This is a genomic window from Bacillus sp. FSL R5-0286, assembly GCF_038593245.1.
Taxonomy (GTDB): domain Bacteria; phylum Bacillota; class Bacilli; order Bacillales; family Bacillaceae; genus Bacillus; species Bacillus altitudinis.
In genome coordinates this window covers 1,367,477-1,386,387 of record NZ_CP151977.1, presented here as the reverse complement: position 1 = coordinate 1,386,387, position 18,911 = coordinate 1,367,477, and the positions used below count along the sequence as shown (strand labels likewise).

Genomic DNA, 18,911 nt, shown 5'->3' with positions numbered 1-18,911 from the left:
TCCTATATGCCTAGCAGTCTTGCTAGTAATGAATTGGCTACTTTTTCATCATTTGTCCCATGGATTAATACACGTCCTCCTTTAAAACAAACGATACGGTGTCTTTCATAGCGTATATGAATTAAAAAATCGTTCACTTCCACCTCACAAATAGAGGACAGACGCTCTTTTACATGCTGAAATGAAAGGTTTTCTAAATCCTTCGATATGATTTGAACGGTGTCACGTCCGCAAAGAACCGCTGTTTTTTTGCGCTGTTCCTGTAAATATGGATACGTTCTATTTGTGCCGCAAGAAGGACAACTTTCCTGCTTCGTACGAGATACATCCATTTTAAACGAAGACGACTGCCACAAATCAAACGTGACAAACTTTCGCTCCATTTGCTCTTCATGCCCTGTTAAATATTTTAATGCCTCTGTTTGCTGATAAGCCGACACCATTTGGACAGCAGGAGAAATAATACCAGCTGTATCACATGTCAAACCCCCAACAGGCATTGAGGTAAACACACAGGATAAGCAAGGTGTTTTGCCCGGCAAAATGGTCATATACATTCCCTGACTGCTCACACAGGCACCGTAAATCCAAGGCGTATTTGTTTCTAAAGATAAATCATTCATCACCATTCTTGTCTCAAAATTATCAGTCGCATCAATGACGATATTTGCTTTTCGGAATAAAGGTCTTAACAGCTCTACTCCTGCATCTTCAATAAGAGCGTGTATGGTCACTTCATGGTTGATCTCTTGGAGACGTTTTTTCGCCGCTGCCGCTTTTGGCACATGCATCTTTGCATCGTGTTCAGTGTACAGCTGCTGCCGCTGTAAATTTGAGAATTCGACATAATCACGATCTACAATCGTCAAAGTACCAATTCCTGAACGGACAAGCCCTTCAGCAGACGCTGTTCCAAGTGCACCAGCTCCAACAATAAGGACATGACTTTCGGCAAGCGCAGACTGCCCTTTTTCCCCTACCGGAGGGAACAAGATTTGCCTTGAATATCGCTCGTTCAATATTGTTCTCTCCTCCTCGTTTTTATGTATCATATCATACCGTTTTCAGGTAAATCGCTTCTTTTATTGATATTGTGAAATTCATTTGGTGCCACGTTCAGTTCGTCGGCTGGAACAACCTGGACGTGAAGTTTTTGTAATAAGTCTTTAATAGCTAATTGATTCTCTTTTAAGCACGCAGAAATAAACGAAAGACTGCGGCGGTGATAAAGCGCAAATAACGGCTGTAATCTTTCCTGCACCATCGGGACCACAGCATCTACATGCTCATGGCAATAAGAAGATAAAGCGACGGCTGTCTCTTTTCGTATGAATGGCATATCACATGCCGTCACTAAATACCACTCTGCTTCTTGCTTTTGCATAGCGGTATATATGCCTGCAAGCGGGCCATACCCACGCACCTGTTCATCATCTAACCAAACAGCTTGTTCCCCTCTCGCTTTGAAAAAAGGCAGAAGCTTCGGGTGACTGATGATGATGGTTTCCCCTTTCAAAAGTTGCTCTTTCACATGTTCATATAGTGGTTTCCCCTGATAGACATGACTTGCCTTTGGCTCTCCAAAACGCCTAGAAGCACCTCCGGCTAGTATCACATTCACTATTCTCATCATCTCATCCCCTTTGATATGGTTGTTCTAATCGCACTCATTTCGCATACTTTATTGATAACATGAATAAGGAGGGTCTACCTATGAACCGGCGCCATGCTTCTCCCCTATTCCATGATCTGTCTCAAGAAAATCTATTTTTAAAAGCTGAAACGGCCAAATATCAACAGATGATTTCAGATTTACAGTCCACATATACGTATGCTAAAAACAAGAAGCTATCTCAAGAATATCATGAGATGAAAAAGGATTTCACTCAATTAAAACAACAATTGGATGAAATGACCATTGACCAAGACGAAGCATCATCTAAAATACAGGATCTCTCTTATAGCAAATCGGAATTATTACATAAAATCGTCCTTCTTCATGAAATGCTGCAAAAGGAAACCTATCATAGACGAAAAGAAACAGAGGAAAAGCACCGATTGCATTTGAAGGTTGTAAAATATAAGGAAATGTCTCAGCAACTACAGGAGCGATTACTAGACCAAGATAAACAGCTTGCAAAAGAGGAGAAAAAAGGAAATACTTTATCCGTGGTGATTGAAAAACTGCAGCAAACTCTAGGCGATAAAAACGCAGAGCTTCATTTATTACAAGAAGGCGTGCGGCATCTACAGGAGCGTTTTTATGAAACACAAGAAAAATTACTGCAAATCGAAAAAGCAAAAGAAGCTATTTTTTATGAAACGCTCACGAGCTACCAAAAACAGTTAGCCGAAAGCGAGGAATGGATCGCTTCTCATTTTGCTGATATCGACCAGTCAGCCCAAACAAATGCCGAGCCGTTCTCACAAGACCCTATTTTGCAAACAACCGAAGAAATAGGACCGATTTTAAAGAAACTAAACGAACAAGTAGAAACGCTCCAGGCAAAAGTTGATGCGGTGCAGCGGAGTGGAGAGGTCATGACAGTGAAGATCGATGGATTTAAAAAACAGCGCGACAACATGCCCAAAGAACGAAAGATTGTCTATACAGTTGATCAAAAAAAGTGATCAGTTCATCACGTACGCAAGAAAAAACTGCTGGCATTTACGCCCAGCAGTTTCTTTTTTATTTATTCGTCTTCTGTTTGAATGTCGCCTTCTAAAATATACTGTCCGCGATAAGGTTTCTTCACTTCAGGGTACATTTTAATTAAGCTTTGCATAAACGTTGTCATATTTGGAATTTCAAGACCGCTCTCTTTTTCAATCTCTTTTTGAAGTTCAGAGCTTTTAATCGCCGCATTATGACGCTTTAATGTTTTGATTGCAGCTTCACGAAGCTTAGCTGCCTTTGATCCAGGTCTAGCTGTGCCTCTTCTGCGTCTTGTAGATCCTTCAGGAATACCTACAGGTGCACCATTTAGCTGACCTGTTCCTAAAGATGATGTAACGTTTGACTGCGTTTGCGCAGGCTGATTGTAGCTTCTCATTTCTTGTGCAGCCAGCTCAGCTAATACAGGCAGTGAATCTGTTTTTCTCTCTGTACGCACTTCTTTTTTTGTATCTGTGACGAGACCTGTACCTTGACGGTCTAATTCTCTTAGTTTTGCGTAAATCGCATCTCGTTCAATTTGATATTCACGGATGACCTTAACTTCTGCTTCATTTAATTGTTCCAATCGTAAACGTAACGCTTCCCTCTCATTAAACAATGGATTTCCCCCTCATCATATAAAAAATATTCTATAGTAAATATTAGATTAGAAAACTAATTTTATCAACTATTTTTTTATCATTTTACAGTTTGCTATCAGATAGGTATTTCCAACTAAAATTTTGCCAAAGAAGAAAAATCGGCACCCATTTCATTGCCACTATAGGCTTTTGACCACCTTTAAAATATTGTAAAAATTTTGAATAAACGCTTATACTACTTGATTTATATAGTTATTTACCAAACTGAAATTTCTTTTGTGCAAAAACGTTCTGAATAGTAAAAAGTTAAAATCTTTACATTTTCATTTCAAAACGAAAATGTAAATAGGTCATAATACCTTTTTGTTTCAGGAAATTTTTTTAATGAAATCCCTCATTTTCTCTTTTCTTAGGCATTCCACCTACAATCATATTCATCCAGTGCAATATGTCTCCTATTTTTCCCCATGAAAAAACCCCCATGAATGGGGGGAAAGCCTATTCTGCAGCCTTTTCAGACTCAGAAAGAACTCGATTGACACGTTTTTCAAGCATTTTCATACCGCTGCCGCCAGCTTGGAAGTGGCGTAAAGCACCTGTTTTATCGAATACATAGTAAGCTGGTACATATTCGTTCTCAAATGCTTCTGTTAATTTATGGTCGCTGTCTACAAAGATTGGCTGTGTGATTTCATGCTCATTTGCAACCTCTTTGATTTTTTCTAGATCTAGGTCATCCTCTGAACGTGGCATATGAACTGCGATCACGTTTAGTTGATCCTTGTATTCATCACGGAATTGGTTCACTTGCGGCATCGCCTCTTTACAAAGGTGACAGCTAACTGACCAGAAGTGGATCAATGTTGGTTTATCACCAATTAATTCTTCTCTTGTTACTTCTCCATTTAACCATTCTTTTGCACCAGTTAGTTCTGGCATTGGTTGACGTAATTTCATTTTGAAGCGCCTCCATCCATTGTATGTCTCGAAACAAAAAGGTCTAACATCAGTTAGACCCCAGCATGTAGACAAACCCTCGCATTCTTTGTCAGTCCTGCGTGCTGATGCTCACAAATGTCACATTCGCTTCGCGCCAGTACTCGTCCTTCCTAGGGCTGCAAAGGTTTTCTATCACGCTGAAAAGAAGACAAAGGGCTAAAATCAAGTTCATTTTAGCCCTTTGTCAACAATCTGAAGGTCTAACATCAGTTAGACTGCTTCTTCAACTATCAATTAAAGTGTTTTTTGACCAGGCTTCCAGTTCGCTGGGCAAAGTCCACCAGTTTGTAATGCTTGAAGAACACGTAGTGTCTCATCTACATCACGACCGATATTGTTGTGGAATACTGTTTGATATTGAAGTTCGCCTTCTGGGTTAATGATGAATAGACCACGAAGTGCAATTCCTTCTTCTTCAATTAAAACACCGTATTCTCTAGATACTGTGTGGTTTGTGTCAGCAGCTAGTGGGTATTTTAATTCTCCAAGACCATTGTCTTTACGATCTGTGTTGATCCAAGCAAGATGCGTATGGATTGTATCAGTAGATACACCGATGATTTCTGCATCTAAATCTTCGAACTCATCATAACGATCGCTCATTGCTGTAATTTCAGTTGGACAAACAAAAGTGAAATCCATTGGATAGAAGAAAAGAACTGTCCATTTGTCATTCTTGATGTTTTCCTCTAAACTCACTTTACCAAATTCCTTATTAGCAAGTACTGCTTCCATTTCAAAACGTGGAGCTTGTTTTCCTACAAAACGCTCTGCCATATGTAAATCCCTCCAAAAATAATATCTTTATACAGACTTCTTAGCTGTATATAAAATGAGAATCAATAGGTTAAATTCTCATTTAGTTAATAACTTCACAAATATAATTATAATACTTAAGCGATTTTTAGTCAATATTAATTAATAATAAATTTAATTAACGATTTGTCACAATCTCTCGCTCCAACTATTAAAAGTTTAACATGACTTGCATAAGGGAACAAATGATTAGCTTCTCATTTCGCACATACATAGAAAGGTTTTGAAGATCATGAAAGCACTTGAACAAGTAGATTGGGTTTCCATCATCATGAACAGCAGTATAATTTTGTTAAAATTAATCGCTATTTTTGTGATTTATTTTATCATCAGAGCGATTGGAAACAAGATGATTAAGCGTGCCTATTCAGCATTCTCTGAGAAGCATGATGTCTCTTTATCACGAGCTCAAACGCTGCAAAGTCTTACCTTAAATATTTTCGCCTACTTGCTGATTTTTATTCTAGTTGTGATGATCCTCGACTTATTTCATTATAACCCAACCGCCTTGCTGGCTGGGGCAGGTGTTGTAGGACTTGCCATTGGATTTGGCGCTCAGGGATTAGTGAGTGATATTGTGACAGGCTTCTTCATACTGCTGGAAAAACAATTTGATGTCGGCGAGTATATAACGGTTGCTGGTTTCGATGGGATCGTTGAACAAATTGGACTGAGAACAACACAGCTTAGAAGCTTTGATGGCACTCTTCATTTCATTCCAAACCGAAGTATACTTAATGTAAGCAATCATTCACGAGGGACGATGCAGGCACTCGTTGATATCGAATTATCCCCAGATGAAAATGTGGATCAGATGATCACCACTTTGCAAGCAGCCTGTGATGAAGTTCGTGAGAGCATGCCGCAAATCATCGAAGGTCCTCAAGTCGTTGGAGTGGAATCATTTGGCTCCTCATCCCTCGTCCTTCGTATCATTGCAAAAACTGAAACGATGGAGCAGTGGCGTGTCGAACGAATTCTGCGCAAAAAAATGAAAGCAGCACTCGATCTAGCCAAAGAGCAAAAAGAACCAGGATCATAATATCCTGGTTCTTTTGTTTGTTTTATTGAACACGCTGTTCTACTTCTTGACAAATTTCATCAGCCGTCATACCTGACGCTGTAATGACAGATGCCTTTGTCGTTGTGTCTGAAATGCCAAGAACATTTGAATCTAGTCCTGTGACCACATAGCAGTCACACTGATCCATTTGCTGTTCATTTTGAATACGTACGACATCATACCCTTTTTGCTTCAAAAGCTCTTCTACATCGGATAAAGATGGTTCTACACCAATTCTTGTCATAATCAAGAACACCTCCTGTACATAAGGTGTACAGGAGGTCATTTGATTATTCATTCACCTGCTTGCTTTTTAAAATAAGCCGTCATGACGTTCACAGCTGTTTCAATCGCATTTTCGTCAGGAGTCAGCTTGGCATGGTGCAGTCCATATTCTGAATCTACCCCTAACCAAAACATGAACCCAGGGTATTTTTTCAGCATGTAGCCGAAATCTTCTCCTGTCATCGCTTCTCTGCATTCAATGACATTCGCAAGCCCTTCTTCGGCTACATATGACATAAATTCCTCTGTCAAATCCTTTGAATTGTCCACTTCGTAATAAGCTGAAGGGTATCGAACTGTCGCCTTGCATTCGTAGCCAATTTCAATTCCCTTTGCCAGTGCTTCAATTCGTTTTCTCACCTTTTCCATAGACTCTGGCGAGAGCGTGCGAATGGTTCCATCCAGCTTTGCGTGCTGCGCAATGATATTTTGAGCAGTGCCACCTGTAATCGTGCCAACTGTAATGACGGCACTATCAAGAGGGTCCACATTTCGTGAAATCACCGATTGCAGCTGCCCTACTAGTGCACTTGCAGCCACCACCATATCATTTGCTAAATGAGGGTATGCGGCATGCCCGCCTTTTCCTTCAAGATCGATCACAAGCTCACTCGTATTAGCAAATAATAGGCCCGGCTTTGTTGCAATCGTGCCGACTGGATATTCAGGTGCAATATGCAGCGCTGTAATAAAGTCTGGCGTCCACTTTTTTAGAACATCACTTGCAAGCATTGGTTCAGCTCCGCCTGGCCCTTCTTCTGCCGGTTGGAAAATAAATAGCAGATCTTCTTTGATTGGCTGATGCACGAAATGATCAATGATACCAAGAGCAATGGTCATATGAAGATCATGTCCACATGCATGCATGTGGCCTTCATGTACCGATTGAAATGGGTAGCCCGTTTCTTCAGGGATAGATAATCCGTCCATATCTGCACGATACGCAAAGACGCGCGTAGGATTTGTCCCTTTTACTTTCACAAAAAGTCCAGTCCGCCATGTTTCCATCTCGATTCGATCTGTTGGGTACGATTCGAGATGCTTGATGAGGTAAGCTTGTGTTTTAAATTCCTTAAAACCAAGCTCAGGAATTTGGTGCAAATCTCTTCGAATGGATATTAATTGCTCACGATTTAACAAGTGAACTCGCTTCCTTTCCTCTATACGAATAAGACGTGGATATATCATCCACGTCTATGTCTTCAGTTGCGAATTGTGTCAATTAAAGCTGACGCAGTTCTTGTTTGATTTCAGTTTTACCTTTTGTTTTTTCATCAATGTCTTTGATTTTCTTTGCAGGTGTACCTGCTACAACCGTGTAAGGCTCGACATCGTTCACAACGATCGCTCCAGCTGCTACAACTGCACCTTTCCCAATGGTCACACCTTCTAAAACAACAGCATTTGCACCGATGACAACATCATCTTCTACTACAACTGGCTTAGCAGAAGGCGGCTCAATAACACCTGCAAGAACAGATCCCGCACCGATATGACAGTTCTTACCTACTGTCGCACGGCCGCCAAGAACAACGTTCATATCAATCATCGTACCTTCACCGATGACTGAACCGATATTAATAGAAGCACCCATCATGATGACTGCATTATCGCCAATTTCCACTTGATCACGAATGATTGCACCTGGCTCAATACGTGCTTTGATGTTTTTCAAATCCAACATAGGAATCGCAGAGTTACGACGGTCATTTTCCACGACAACATCTTCAATTTTGTCTTTGTTTGATGCTAGAGCTTCTTGAATTTCGCTCCACTCACCGAAGACAACACCAGTGTTACCTGTGATAAATGTTTTTGCATGTTCACCAAATTCAATACCTTCTAAGTCCCCTTTAATGTAGACTTTAACAGGTGTTGATTTTGTACTATTTTGAATAAATGAAATAATTTCATTAGCGTCCATTTGTTTCATGTATGTATGTCCTCCTCTTAATTTATACTTCATTACTGTACCAAAGGAGAGTTTTAATGACAAGTGAAAGAATTGTCTGCGCCTTGGCAAATAAAACAAGCGGGCCTCTTTATCCCGCTTCTTGCTGGTGAAGATGAACAAATTGTCTCCCAAAAGAAATCAATTCCTCTTCCTCGTTTCCTTCTGGATTCAGCTCTATTTTGATGGATGGTAGGACGATATCACCGCCCAGCTCCTTCACTTTTTCTTCAATTAAATCCACAGCTCCGCAAAAATGTTCATAAGATGTATCTCCAGAACCGAATACAGCAAATGCTTTACCCGTCAAATCAAGCTCTTCCATTTCCTCATATAGATCAATAAAATCATCTGGAAGATCACCATCTCCCCAAGTATATGCACCTAACAGAATGTGCGAGTAATCATGAAGAAGTTCAGCATCAATATCCATCGCTTCATGCCGGTCCACGCTAGCACCAGCTTCCTTTAATCCTTTTTCGATTAAATCAGCCATTGCTTCTGTATTTCCTGACATTGTGGCATACACCAATAAAACTTTTTTCGTCACTTTTTCTTCCTCCTTATTAATGAATCAGTGCAGGTTCCTCATAAGGCCTGACAAACTTACTTTCATATAAACCCGCACAGAAAAAATTCTCCTTTTGATTGGCGACACGAAAACCATGCCCTTTGATCGTATCAAACCATTTGAGCTCTTTTTGCTCTATATCAAGCTGATACACTTTAGAAAATCCATGCTCATCCTGTGAGGTGGTCACGTACACAATGCCGTTATCCTCTGACACATCCAAAAATGATTCCTCTCGCGCAAAAGCTTGTGATTGAATATCATGCAGCATATTTGTATGTAAGTCTAAAATTTGAACAGATCCTCTTTTCCCTTTTTTAGAGCCCAACGCACAGACAAGGAGGTGTTCCCCGCAAAGCAGCATAGAAGCAGTCATTCGGTGCTCTTCTCTGTTTAGGAGAAAAACCTGTTCACTTTGGAAGTCATACACCCATATTCCTCCATGCACCTCATGAATTTGTGTTCCAATATAAAGATAATCACCGGCTACACATAATGAGCGAATCACAGGGGGCTGATTTACATGAGCAAATGGCTTCATAATTTCCCAGGAAATTCCGAAATCGGTTGACACATAAATACTATGCTTTCCATGTGCGCATACAAACCCATCTTTGCGTCCTGTAATAGACCAAACAACTGCATTTGTCGGAAAAGATGATAGCGCCCACGTATGGCCCTCATCTCCTGAGCGTATGACAGTTCCATTTTCACCAACTCCGAACAAATACGGACCAATATAACTGATAGCATGGATTTTATGCTTGAGCTTAAAAAGCTGCTGCCATCCGCCCTCCACACTGTAATGAAAAATACCTTCTCGTTTGACAGCAACAAAGTAGCCGCCACTTTTAGACGCAGCAACAGCTGTCGCACCTTTATGAAACATGATTTTCAACTCTTTTCTCAGACAATGATGCCCACGTTAAAAAGCTCGTTGCAAACTCCTCACAGCACGCCACATCTTCATCTGTATCTGGCGCAAGTTCCATTTTCAATGTTTCAGGAAATACGGATGCACCTGTTGATTTCAGCATGTCATGAAAGGTATGAACAGCCTCGCAAAACTTCGGATAACTGTAATCGCCTGATCCAAATACCGCCGCTTTGATGTGACTAAGTTCAAGTGCTGAGACCTCTTCATAAAAATCTTCAGCTTCATAAGGTAAATCACCGTCACCCCATGTGTAAGAGCCGATCATGACATAATCGTATGAAGAAAGATCTTCTGCACTTGTGTCGTCAAATTCCATCATCTCTGTCTCTATCCCTTTTCCTTCAAGCGTTTGTTTTAAGATCGCTGCCATATCTTCCGTATTGCCAGACATACTCGCAAATGCAATTAGTGCTTTCATCTATTGGTCACCTCATCTAAATGATAATCATTTTCAATTATTATATGTACACTTTAAATGATAATGATTTTCATTGTCAAATGTTTTATGAAAAGGTGCTGTTCAAAATAAACATGACGTACATCAAAAAACCGCTCATTCCAATTGGAAGGCGGCTCTAATTGATCGTGACCCTATGTCACTCGTTTTTTTATTTCTGAATAAAATATGGACCGCAATCGGTTTCGTGCGTCATCACAAATGTCCAATTTTCTTCCCAATCCATGACATACAGATCGCTATAGTCCATGTGTCCGTCTGTATATGGAAATTCCTTCACTGACAGGTCAGCGGCGTTTTCAAACAGATACGCTTCTTGAGCAAATTGATAAAAAATAGTACATGTATGCTTTGATTGCTGATGAAAGGCGTTTATCGCTGCCTCTTTTTCAAGGCATTCAACTTTTCCCCAGCTACATAAGTGCCATAGGAAACCATCCATCCCAATCTCTTTTTGTTCTTCTAAAGAAAGATGACTTGCAAAACGTCCACGCCATCTCTCGCGTAAATAAGTTCCCCCCTTCGGTATATCCATCTTCTTTTTTTGTTGATTTCTCATCATTTCTTCCAGCTTTCTGCTTTTTTAGTAGATAAATCTATTAGAAACCGAATCAAACCACTTATCCTAAAAAGCACCTCCTCTTCTAGAAGTACTTACACTGCCTCACTTTCAAGCATTTCTTTCACCACACCAACAAATGCTTGAACTTGTTTTAACTGAAAAGAGGCTTCATATCCTAACAGCCACGTGTCACGTCCGATTTGCTCTCCATTTGCGTCTACGAGCGGGGTTTTGTGTACACTTTTCTCATGATCATATAAGGTGACCGAAGGCAAAATGGCGTAGCCGATACCGTGATAGGCCATTTGTTTACATGTCTCAATCTGGTCCACAAGAATCGTCTGTTTTGGCGACACTTTAAACTTTTGATGCCACCAGTGCTGAATTTCTTGATAATAGGTGCTATCACTTTTAAATTGAATAAACGGCCGTTCTGTCTCAATTAACTCATCCACGTCCTTGATGACAGAATCGACTAAATATAAATGATCGGTCATTAAGTATTCCTTTGTGCCCTTCCAATCAGGATTCCCGCGAATGATGCCAATGTGGACATGGTCTTCATACAGACTTTTAAGCATCTCACTGCTCCAGCCTGTCACAAGAGATACTTTGGCATTTGGGTATTTCTCAACATACCGCTTCAGCACCTTTGGCAGCCAGTGCTGACCAATAATGGACGCAACTGCAAGCTTGAGTGTACCGTGAATTTCTCCTTCAAGCTCGTCAATTCTCTCTCGCACTCGATCCTGCTCAGTCGTGACCTCTTTGGCGAATTGAATAATCTGTTCGCCAGCTGAAGTGACTGTCAAGCCTTTTTGTGAACGAAAAAAGATTTTGGTTCCCCACTCTTTTTCAATCGTTTGCAGCCTTTGAGATAAGGCAGGCTGAGAGACAAAGAGCCGCTCTGAAGCCTTTCTCATATTCAATTCCTCACTAAGTACAACAAGCATATGTAACTCTTGAAGCTGCATGAACGCCCTCCTTCTCTTGATAAGTTTTTCTTATTTTATATAGTCATTATATAAATAATAGCTTATGAAGGCAAAAAAAATAAGCTGGGCTGCAGCTCATTTTTTTGCGGAATGAATGACTTCATTTAAGCGCTTTAATACAACACGCCGAGTGAAAATTCCTTCGAATACTTGCTCTTCATTTTCCACACAAACAAATCCATTATTCGTCACAGCGTGAACGCCTTTTAAAACAGGATCCGTCGTTTTCAGTCTTGGAATATCTGATAGCATGACCTCTTCTACCTTCAATTGGTCGAGCTTTTCAAATTCAATTCGTTCTAAGCCAAAGATTTTATCCATGATCATATTTGTTCCAATTAACCCATGAAGGTGATAAGAAGCATCCAGAACAGGTATGGCTGTATATCCTGTTTTTGTCAGGACCAATAGGGCGTGCTCAAGATTATTTCCAATTTGAACGTGTGCCACTTTATCTGCATCAATCATATGCTCAGCTACTGTTGACTCAAGTAATTGAGCCGGTTCTATCTCTATCATGTTTCTTCGACCCCTTTTCTCTCAATCATCAATCATACATTCCCCTTTAACATTAAGCATAAACTAAAACGAATTTTGTCGAAAGATTTTTTTCTGCATAAAAAAGATACTCAGCGTAGAGTATCTAATAGAATGTTCAATCGATATTAATTCTCAAACCTTACTCTGTCATACAATGTGATCAATTTCTTATACGTATTGTCGTCGACATTTTTTGTTCCACATTCTATATCATTGATCTCACTGCTTAGTAATTCGACAGCATATTCCTGATTCAGTAATACGTTTAATAATAGCTTTTTCTCTTCTTCATTAAAACGATTTTCGATGACGCTCATTCAACATCAGGCCCCCTGTTTCATATATGCTTTTATATTGATTAGCAGGCGTTTGAATGTCTGCTTCCTCTCTATACAGCTAGAATAAGGAACTAGAATCGAATCGTCAACCGCACGTTTCGACAACGTTTGGAGAAAAATGACGGAATTTATTTTGTGTATCGATTGGCGTAGCAAAATGCTGCGTATGAGTCGGGTTTTATTTTTGCTTCAATTCCCATGGCTGTGATCATTCCGGTCATTTCCTGGATCAGCTCTTTTGTACTTCCTTTTTTGCCAATATCTAGATGGACTTCAAAACGAAGGTCTGCCCCTTCCTCAGCAAACGGAAGAAGCAAATCCATCAGTTCTGTTAAAGGTCCCTCAAGGATGTCTGCACATACCTTTTGGCTAAACGCTGTCTCTAATGAAATTTTTTCTCTAAGACTTTGTACAGGCCGATTCAACACTTGCTGCGTGAGACAGCCCCAAGCTCCTTTGCCGATCCGGTGAAGATGAATTGCAGTCATAAATCTTGTGACATTCTGATTGACCTGAGAGTCCGTACCAATTGATAGTACATAAACAGATCTCGGGTCTTTCTGAATAAAGTCTTTCATTCTCATGACAACATCAGAAAACGCTAAATGCTCTTCAGAAAGATTAAAGAAAAAAGAATCACTCACAGAAAGGAACTCCTTTTCAATGGTCTCTTATCCGAATATTGCACTGAATGATCATCTTCCATTTGTTCATCACTTATGAAGTGTATGCTTCCGCAATCAACGAAGGAATTCTTAGAAAAAACATTTCATACGATTCAGCTTAGGATTGTAGAAGCTCAAAAATCTCAATCGAAATCATATCAATGTTGTCAAATGGGAAAGTGTTTGGCTTATCCCCTTGTTGAAAAACAGTCAATTCAAACGTTTGATTCTTTTCGAAATACTTAACACTACAGATTTTCTCACCGTTCACTTCGAAATAACGCTGTGCCGGCTCGTTTGCAGCTTCTGCTGTCTCTTGAAGACTTTGCAGCCTTGTAATGATACCCATTAATTGTGACATTCTAAAAAAAGACTCCTTTCAAAAAAACAACTCAAGATGAACCCGTATTGATTATACACAAGTCCTACAAAGCATCATACCATAAAGTGTTCTCAGATGATATTTTTCCTCTTGAATTCAAAAAAAGAAAAAGAATCTGTTTTTTTATTTTGAGTCTTTTTTCTTTTCTCATGCATCTTGTTTTTTATAAACCGGCCGATCTCATCAGGCGTTTCGCAATTTCGTCAAAATCTTCTTTCGAAATACCTGGAGCAAACTCTTCCGGCAAATCTCTATAATCTGGCACGGGTGCACCTTTTGGCGTGCCCTCAATAACTGTCAGCGGCTTTCCATCAATCGGATGGTTTCCTTTCCAAATTTGATTGATATCCTTATAATCCGTATCACTAAATGTATACAGTTTTGTATGAATATTCTGATCTTCAAACTTTCTTGCAGAGTCAAAGTATTTATTGTCGAGATTTGGAATTGGCAGCATCTTCCCAACATCTACCCCTGTCGCTACCTCAAGGGCTTTTGCATACGCCACAACATGAACGCCGCCTCTGACAAGTAAATAACCGATCATTTCTCTTGCCGTAGGGTGATCCGTCATTTCATATACACGCATTTTATGCGTGCGAGCTCCGCACTCTAGGAAGAAGTTATGAAGAAGATCCAGAATCAGATTACCACTTGAGAACACATTCTCACCTGTCCACGGCTTTGCCATGGAGTCAAACGGATAGCCTGTTTGTGCCGTTTGGATAAAATGCTGCGTATTTCGTTTATCAACAGCCGCTTTCATCGGGGTCGTATCTGGATCGCCCCCATGGGTGGTTCCCGTAATCATGAGATTGACTGCAGTTGTCACAAGCTCTACATGACCGAATTCTTCAGCTGTAATACTTGATACAAGATCATAAAATGGTTTGAGCTTTCGTTTCCCTCTAAAGTTAAACGATTGAAACATGTAGTTATTTAATGTGGACATTTCACCAAATTTTCCGCCGAGTAATTCTTGCACAGCCGCTGCACCATTTGCATCTGGGTGATTTGGCATTGGTAAATCAATCAGCAGCCGCTTGTCACGTTTGATCATGACTTTTCCCTCCTACTGTCTAACTATCATCATTTAAGGTGTATGGATGAATTGGGATGTCCTATGCATGAAGGGAATGATTGGCGCACAAAAAAAACTTGGCGGGGGTAGCGCCAAGTTTTTTGGATCTTGATCTGATAGAGGGGTTGGGGAACAGAGAGTAGCTTCTCTCTATAACTAAATGATAATGATTATCAGTTTCATTGTCAACCATTTTTTCTATCTTTTTTCTAATAAAAAAAAACAGCCATGACGGCTGCTTTTAAATTAATCCTTCCTGCTCATATAGATAAGCATACGGAAGATCTACAAACAAATACACGTCTCCCTCTAACGGATAAGAAAACGTACGTATTCGTTCTCCAGTTTCTAAATCACTGTAGATATCGCTGAAAAATCCTTTTCCGCTAATTCTCATTTGAAGAATATTTGCTAGAAAATAAGGGCGCCAGCTCCAGTTTTTCTCTATATACTCTGGCTGAAACAGCCATTCTTTCTCTTTCTTAAACACATTTCCAGTGATTTGAAACCCTTCTTCATTACACATATAAATGCGAAAGCTGCAATCGGTTAGTTCAAGTGCCAGTTTTTGTATAAGTTCATCATTTGTGCTGCATGATTTTTTTAACGTACTGACGGCTTGATGAATTCGCTTATAAAAGGTTTCAGAATGTTCATAGACAGCTTGGAGTTTCTTTTTCTCATGGGCAATGAATTGTTGAAATTCTTCTTTAAGCTGCTCTTTTCGTTTGTTACGGTCAATTAATTGTGCGGCAGGCTCGTGAAGGTAGAAGCCTTGAAAATATCTTCCGCCATTTCTCCATGCATATTGCAGCTGAAAATTCGCTTCAATGTCTTCATAGATTAAAGCCGCTCCTATTTTTCTTGCAAGAAGTGAAATGCTGTATAACACATATTCATAGGAAGGAGATGGAGACGAAGCCCTTAAAGCCTGTAGATCTATTTTTAATAGATCAGGTGAAAGCAGAGCAATCCGGTCAAGATTGCTGCTTTCTTTTCCTATATTAGATACGGCGATTTTGATCCCATATGTACGATAATACGTTAACGTATGGTAAAGCTGTTCAATGTCGCCGCTAAACGTATGTTCAGTAATTTCAATGACAAACCGGTTAAGCTGAATACCCCTTGCTTCATATTCTTTTAAAAGTTCTAAAAAACTTTCGCCATGATCAAGCATGAGGACATTCGCATCATGATTAATAAAGATGAGCAAATCTTCATCTGCGGTTGTGAAGAGATCAAGCGCTTGACTTAATACTTTGTGATCTACTTCCAATTTATATTCGTCAGGAATAGATGAATCCGTAAAGAAGGAGCCTAGACTAACTGTTCCCGACTCAAGCTTCATTCTTCCAAGAATCTCATAGCCTATCACTTTTTGTTCCTCCGCACTGAAGATCGCTTGATAGTGCGGGAAAACATCTTCAATATTCGTTAAAATATCCAATGGATCGACCATTTTCATCACCTGCTTCTCTCTTTGTGTGATTATACCATATCAAAAGCAGGTCTTACACGGTCATTCAAAATGGTGATTGGTTGAGCCATTGCCCCCCATCCATCGTGATACAATCTCCATTAATATAAGATGCATGCTCAGATAATAAGAAACTCGCAAGTTCTGCAATTTCTTCTGGTGTGCCAAGTCTACCGAGCGGAACACTATCTAATGTTCTTTGGGCAGCCTCTTCTGATTCCCACAGTTTATCTGCACCACCTGTTCTTTCAATTGGCCCCGGCGCAATGGCATTTACGCGAATCCGATATTGCTTTCCCCATTCGACTGCAAGCGTTCGGGTAAGCGACAGTACGCCTGCTTTTGCGGCTGCTGAATGCGCTACACCAACACCAGCCCCCCATGCATATGTGGCGACCATGTTGATCATACTTCCGCTTTTCTTTTGACGAATCCAATAGTTGCCCACTGCATGGCTGCAAAAAAAGGTGCCATTTAGCACAATATCAATGACCGCTTTCCAGCCGTTAGGAGACAGTTTTTCTGCTGGAACTAAAAAGTTGCCTGCCGCGTTATTAATAAGTGCATCCACATCACCAAATGTATCTACCGCAAACTTCACCATTTGATCAGCATCTTCTGGATGTCGCACGTCCATTGGAAAATAAGCGATCGAACCACCTTGCTGTTTGATTTCATTTGCCGTTGTTTCAAGGGTCTCTTCTGTTCTTCCAGTAATCACAACATTCCAGCCCCCGAGTGCCAAATGAGTCGCCATCGCCTTTCCCATTCCGCTTGATCCTCCTGTGACAATCACTGTTTGCTTCGTCATTTATTCTCCCCCTTTGTGTGTTTTGAATGACTATTCATTCATTATCTATCTATCATATCATGATTTCCCCTCCATACACCATATGGGAGATTCATCAAAAATCATGCTATACTTAATTTTATTTTTAAAGGAGTCTTATATGAAGCAACTTTCCCGTAGGCAGTTTTTAAAAGGAGCAGCTGGTGCGAGTATTCTCGGGCTTTTGGCAACCACATCCGGTTATGGCTATGCTCGGTACATTGAGCCGCGCATGATCGACACCGTATCACTCACCATTCATGATGCTCAGCTACCGGCTTCTTTTGACCAGTTTAAAATTGCGCAATTTAGTGATGTTCATTTAAGTGAGACATTCCCGGCAAAAGATTTAGAGACTGTTGTCCAAAAGATCAACGCCGCATCTCCCGATCTCATTGTGTTTACAGGTGATCTTGTTGATTTTGAATCATCGATTAAAGAACATGAAAAAGCCAAATCCTCTTTGTCTAAGCTTGATGCTCCGTTTGGAAAGTTTGCCATATGCGGAAATCATGACTACGGACCATTTGGCATTGATCTATATGAGGAAACGATGAAAGCTTGCGGTTTTACATTATGTAAAAATGAAGTGTTTCACTTAGAAAAAGAAGGCGGACGGATACAGATTGCTACACTAGATGATCTCATGATGAGTATGCCTGATTACCATTACATCAAACAAGAAGTCTCTGCTGATCTCTTTACGTTATTGCTTGTGCATGAGCCTGATGCCGCACTAGAGTTTGAAACAACACCTATTAACTTGCAGCTTTCTGGGCATACGCATGGTGGTCAAATACAGCTTCCTTTCTATGGACCGATTCTCACAGCACCTTTTGGGCGTACATATGTTGAAGGCTTATACGGTAGCTATCAGCACCGTATCTATGTCAACCGAGGGATTGGGACAACTAGACTGCCGCTTCGGTTTTTAGCCAAACCTGAAATCACTTTTTTCACCTTAACATCTCACGTGTAAAGAGAAGCCAAATCACCTTTTCCTGCATATGTATAAACAAAGATCATTCTCATGACAAATGTTAGGAGAAACCTTACTGGGCCTGATCCCGTCCATATAGTATATGTGAGGCGGGGATCATGGCTTCTTTTATTTGAGTAAAAGGAGTGTGCTTTCGTGCTGCGATACACGGTAAAAAGTGGAGAAACACTTGCTTCTATAGCACTTGATTTTCGAACAACGACAGAGGATTTAAAGGCTGCAAATCCGTCACTTCAAGCCCGCGAGCCAGAACAAAATGAAGTCATCATCATCCCTGGGTTACCGGATCCTAACACGATCCCTTACCGCATATCTGTGTCAATTTCAGCGAAACGTCTCGTGCTGTTTTCTGGATCACAGCTCTTGCGCTCATACCCGATTGCAACCGGCAGAATATTAAACATGACACCAACAGGTTCTTATTATATTGTCAACAGACAGCCAAACCCAGGAGGTCCCTTTGGCGCCTATTGGCTGAGCCTTTCAAAAGTTCATTATGGCATCCATGGAACGAATAACCCGTCTTCAATTGGTAAAGCTGTGTCTAGAGGGTGCATTCGCATGTACAATCAGAATGTTATCGAACTTGCTTCAATTGTTCCAAATGGAACACCTGTGACCATTAGCCAGTAGGAGAAATTAATTGTACGAATGGTTAAAATTTTATATGATAGAAAGTGGGATCTTCAGGTTAAGGAGCGT

General features: G+C 40.4%; 24 protein-coding genes. 4 read left to right on the top strand and 20 right to left on the bottom strand.

Translation table 11 applies throughout. From position 1 onward, the window contains the following. Nucleotides 1-2: 2 nt before the first annotated feature. A complete protein-coding gene (locus tag NST24_RS07025) occupies nucleotides 3-1,019 on the bottom strand; it encodes a thiazole biosynthesis adenylyltransferase ThiF (protein WP_113766986.1) in 1,017 nt (338 codons plus the stop codon). Between the two features lie 29 nt (nucleotides 1,020-1,048). Further along, entirely contained in the window at nucleotides 1,049-1,630 is a 582-nt protein-coding gene (locus NST24_RS07020; RefSeq protein ID WP_342462481.1) for a molybdenum cofactor guanylyltransferase, read from the bottom strand. An 83-nt stretch (nucleotides 1,631-1,713) separates the two neighbouring features. Between NST24_RS07020 and NST24_RS07015 the strand changes: the two genes are divergently transcribed. Further along, the gene (locus NST24_RS07015; RefSeq protein ID WP_041507373.1) at nucleotides 1,714-2,631 is read left to right on the top strand and encodes a hypothetical protein; all 918 of its coding nucleotides are present in this window, start codon (nucleotides 1,714-1,716) and stop codon (nucleotides 2,629-2,631) included. A gap of 62 nt (nucleotides 2,632-2,693) precedes the next feature. Here the strand turns inward: NST24_RS07015 and NST24_RS07010 are convergent, their stop codons facing one another. The 3 genes from NST24_RS07010 to ahpA form a co-directional block, all read right to left on the bottom strand. Next, a complete protein-coding gene (locus NST24_RS07010; RefSeq protein ID WP_007498648.1) occupies nucleotides 2,694-3,275 on the bottom strand; it encodes a hypothetical protein in 582 nt (193 codons plus the stop codon). 481 nt (nucleotides 3,276-3,756) lie between these two features. Beyond that, nucleotides 3,757-4,215 carry a TlpA disulfide reductase family protein gene (locus tag NST24_RS07005; RefSeq protein ID WP_008345174.1) on the bottom strand — a complete coding sequence of 153 codons (459 nt, stop codon included), beginning with the start codon at nucleotides 4,213-4,215 and terminating at the stop codon, nucleotides 3,757-3,759. A 276-nt stretch (nucleotides 4,216-4,491) separates the two neighbouring features. Then, nucleotides 4,492-5,034 carry a biofilm-specific peroxidase AhpA gene (gene ahpA, locus NST24_RS07000; protein ID WP_007498654.1) on the bottom strand — a complete coding sequence of 181 codons (543 nt, stop codon included), beginning with the start codon at nucleotides 5,032-5,034 and terminating at the stop codon, nucleotides 4,492-4,494. 271 nt (nucleotides 5,035-5,305) lie between these two features. On the opposite strand from ahpA, the gene NST24_RS06995 reads away from it, so the two are divergent. After that, the gene (locus tag NST24_RS06995; RefSeq protein ID WP_135008956.1) at nucleotides 5,306-6,115 is read left to right on the top strand and encodes a mechanosensitive ion channel family protein; all 810 of its coding nucleotides are present in this window, start codon (nucleotides 5,306-5,308) and stop codon (nucleotides 6,113-6,115) included. 22 nt (nucleotides 6,116-6,137) lie between these two features. Here NST24_RS06995 and NST24_RS06990 read toward each other — a convergent pair whose 3' ends face one another. The 15 genes from NST24_RS06990 to fadH form a co-directional block, all read right to left on the bottom strand. After that, nucleotides 6,138-6,380, bottom strand: coding sequence for a YkuS family protein (locus NST24_RS06990; RefSeq protein WP_003211408.1), 243 nt, complete (start codon nucleotides 6,378-6,380; stop codon nucleotides 6,138-6,140). A gap of 50 nt (nucleotides 6,381-6,430) precedes the next feature. Continuing rightward, nucleotides 6,431-7,609, bottom strand: a complete 1,179-nt coding sequence (locus NST24_RS06985) for an N-acetyldiaminopimelate deacetylase (RefSeq protein ID WP_045034211.1) — start codon at nucleotides 7,607-7,609, stop codon at nucleotides 6,431-6,433. Between the two features lie 34 nt (nucleotides 7,610-7,643). Then, nucleotides 7,644-8,354, bottom strand: a complete 711-nt coding sequence (gene dapD / locus NST24_RS06980) for a 2,3,4,5-tetrahydropyridine-2,6-dicarboxylate N-acetyltransferase (protein WP_008347987.1) — start codon at nucleotides 8,352-8,354, stop codon at nucleotides 7,644-7,646. Between the two features lie 109 nt (nucleotides 8,355-8,463). Continuing rightward, entirely contained in the window at nucleotides 8,464-8,922 is a 459-nt protein-coding gene (locus NST24_RS06975; protein WP_008347989.1) for a flavodoxin, read from the bottom strand. Between the two features lie 16 nt (nucleotides 8,923-8,938). Then, nucleotides 8,939-9,832 carry a hypothetical protein gene (locus tag NST24_RS06970; protein WP_047946368.1) on the bottom strand — a complete coding sequence of 298 codons (894 nt, stop codon included), beginning with the start codon at nucleotides 9,830-9,832 and terminating at the stop codon, nucleotides 8,939-8,941. Then, the gene (locus tag NST24_RS06965) at nucleotides 9,822-10,298 is read right to left on the bottom strand and encodes a flavodoxin (protein WP_008347992.1); all 477 of its coding nucleotides are present in this window, start codon (nucleotides 10,296-10,298) and stop codon (nucleotides 9,822-9,824) included. Before NST24_RS06965 ends, NST24_RS06970 begins: the two co-directional genes overlap by 11 nt. A gap of 190 nt (nucleotides 10,299-10,488) precedes the next feature. Continuing rightward, nucleotides 10,489-10,896, bottom strand: coding sequence for a DUF4275 family protein (locus NST24_RS06960; RefSeq protein WP_342462480.1), 408 nt, complete (start codon nucleotides 10,894-10,896; stop codon nucleotides 10,489-10,491). A 95-nt stretch (nucleotides 10,897-10,991) separates the two neighbouring features. Continuing rightward, complete coding sequence (locus NST24_RS06955; RefSeq protein ID WP_039168691.1) at nucleotides 10,992-11,873, bottom strand: LysR family transcriptional regulator; 882 nt, start codon at nucleotides 11,871-11,873, stop codon at nucleotides 10,992-10,994. 96 nt (nucleotides 11,874-11,969) lie between these two features. Continuing rightward, the gene (gene cbpB, locus NST24_RS06950; RefSeq protein ID WP_007498671.1) at nucleotides 11,970-12,413 is read right to left on the bottom strand and encodes a cyclic-di-AMP-binding protein CbpB; all 444 of its coding nucleotides are present in this window, start codon (nucleotides 12,411-12,413) and stop codon (nucleotides 11,970-11,972) included. Nucleotides 12,414-12,559: 146 nt separating this feature from the next. Continuing rightward, nucleotides 12,560-12,751, bottom strand: a complete 192-nt coding sequence (gene abbA, locus NST24_RS06945) for an antirepressor AbbA (RefSeq protein WP_008347999.1) — start codon at nucleotides 12,749-12,751, stop codon at nucleotides 12,560-12,562. 149 nt (nucleotides 12,752-12,900) lie between these two features. Continuing rightward, a complete protein-coding gene (locus NST24_RS06940; RefSeq protein WP_024719568.1) occupies nucleotides 12,901-13,416 on the bottom strand; it encodes a ribonuclease H-like YkuK family protein in 516 nt (171 codons plus the stop codon). A 139-nt stretch (nucleotides 13,417-13,555) separates the two neighbouring features. Next, entirely contained in the window at nucleotides 13,556-13,798 is a 243-nt protein-coding gene (locus NST24_RS06935; RefSeq protein ID WP_003212254.1) for a DUF1797 family protein, read from the bottom strand. Nucleotides 13,799-13,982: 184 nt separating this feature from the next. Next, a complete protein-coding gene (locus NST24_RS06930; protein WP_335352726.1) occupies nucleotides 13,983-14,879 on the bottom strand; it encodes a manganese catalase family protein in 897 nt (298 codons plus the stop codon). A 262-nt stretch (nucleotides 14,880-15,141) separates the two neighbouring features. Further along, nucleotides 15,142-16,362, bottom strand: a complete 1,221-nt coding sequence (locus NST24_RS06925) for an EAL-associated domain-containing protein (RefSeq protein WP_024719569.1) — start codon at nucleotides 16,360-16,362, stop codon at nucleotides 15,142-15,144. 64 nt (nucleotides 16,363-16,426) lie between these two features. Beyond that, nucleotides 16,427-17,191, bottom strand: coding sequence for a 2,4-dienoyl-CoA reductase (gene fadH / locus NST24_RS06920; protein ID WP_061418951.1), 765 nt, complete (start codon nucleotides 17,189-17,191; stop codon nucleotides 16,427-16,429). A gap of 139 nt (nucleotides 17,192-17,330) precedes the next feature. On the opposite strand from fadH, the gene NST24_RS06915 reads away from it, so the two are divergent. Continuing rightward, a complete protein-coding gene (locus NST24_RS06915) occupies nucleotides 17,331-18,188 on the top strand; it encodes a metallophosphoesterase (RefSeq protein WP_342462479.1) in 858 nt (285 codons plus the stop codon). Nucleotides 18,189-18,344: 156 nt separating this feature from the next. Next, nucleotides 18,345-18,842: a L,D-transpeptidase family protein gene (locus tag NST24_RS06910; RefSeq protein ID WP_073414335.1), complete on the top strand. Its 498-nt coding sequence runs from the start codon at nucleotides 18,345-18,347 to the stop codon at nucleotides 18,840-18,842. Nucleotides 18,843-18,911 lie beyond the last annotated feature (69 nt).

Excerpts from the sequence above, each read along its gene's own strand:
- NST24_RS07020 (WP_342462481.1), bottom strand. The coding sequence starts at position 1,630 with ATGAGAATAGTGAATGTGATACTAGCCGGAGGTGCTTCTAGGCGTTTT.
- NST24_RS07015 (WP_041507373.1), top strand. The coding sequence starts at position 1,714 with ATGAACCGGCGCCATGCTTCTCCCCTATTCCATGATCTGTCTCAAGAA.
- NST24_RS07005 (WP_008345174.1), bottom strand. The coding sequence starts at position 4,215 with ATGAAATTACGTCAACCAATGCCAGAACTAACTGGTGCAAAAGAATGG.
- ahpA (WP_007498654.1), bottom strand. The coding sequence starts at position 5,034 with ATGGCAGAGCGTTTTGTAGGAAAACAAGCTCCACGTTTTGAAATGGAA.
- NST24_RS06995 (WP_135008956.1), top strand. The coding sequence starts at position 5,306 with ATGAAAGCACTTGAACAAGTAGATTGGGTTTCCATCATCATGAACAGC.
- NST24_RS06990 (WP_003211408.1), bottom strand. The coding sequence starts at position 6,380 with ATGACAAGAATTGGTGTAGAACCATCTTTATCCGATGTAGAAGAGCTT.
- NST24_RS06985 (WP_045034211.1), bottom strand. The coding sequence starts at position 7,609 with ATGATATATCCACGTCTTATTCGTATAGAGGAAAGGAAGCGAGTTCAC.
- dapD (WP_008347987.1), bottom strand. The coding sequence starts at position 8,354 with ATGAAACAAATGGACGCTAATGAAATTATTTCATTTATTCAAAATAGT.
- NST24_RS06970 (WP_047946368.1), bottom strand. The coding sequence starts at position 9,832 with ATGTTTCATAAAGGTGCGACAGCTGTTGCTGCGTCTAAAAGTGGCGGC.
- NST24_RS06965 (WP_008347992.1), bottom strand. The coding sequence starts at position 10,298 with ATGAAAGCACTAATTGCATTTGCGAGTATGTCTGGCAATACGGAAGAT.
- NST24_RS06960 (WP_342462480.1), bottom strand. The coding sequence starts at position 10,896 with ATGAGAAATCAACAAAAAAAGAAGATGGATATACCGAAGGGGGGAACT.
- NST24_RS06955 (WP_039168691.1), bottom strand. The coding sequence starts at position 11,873 with ATGCAGCTTCAAGAGTTACATATGCTTGTTGTACTTAGTGAGGAATTG.
- cbpB (WP_007498671.1), bottom strand. The coding sequence starts at position 12,413 with ATGATAGAGATAGAACCGGCTCAATTACTTGAGTCAACAGTAGCTGAG.
- abbA (WP_008347999.1), bottom strand. The coding sequence starts at position 12,751 with ATGAGCGTCATCGAAAATCGTTTTAATGAAGAAGAGAAAAAGCTATTA.
- NST24_RS06935 (WP_003212254.1), bottom strand. The coding sequence starts at position 13,798 with ATGTCACAATTAATGGGTATCATTACAAGGCTGCAAAGTCTTCAAGAG.
- NST24_RS06930 (WP_335352726.1), bottom strand. The coding sequence starts at position 14,879 with ATGATCAAACGTGACAAGCGGCTGCTGATTGATTTACCAATGCCAAAT.
- NST24_RS06925 (WP_024719569.1), bottom strand. The coding sequence starts at position 16,362 with ATGGTCGATCCATTGGATATTTTAACGAATATTGAAGATGTTTTCCCG.
- fadH (WP_061418951.1), bottom strand. The coding sequence starts at position 17,191 with ATGACGAAGCAAACAGTGATTGTCACAGGAGGATCAAGCGGAATGGGA.
- NST24_RS06915 (WP_342462479.1), top strand. The coding sequence starts at position 17,331 with ATGAAGCAACTTTCCCGTAGGCAGTTTTTAAAAGGAGCAGCTGGTGCG.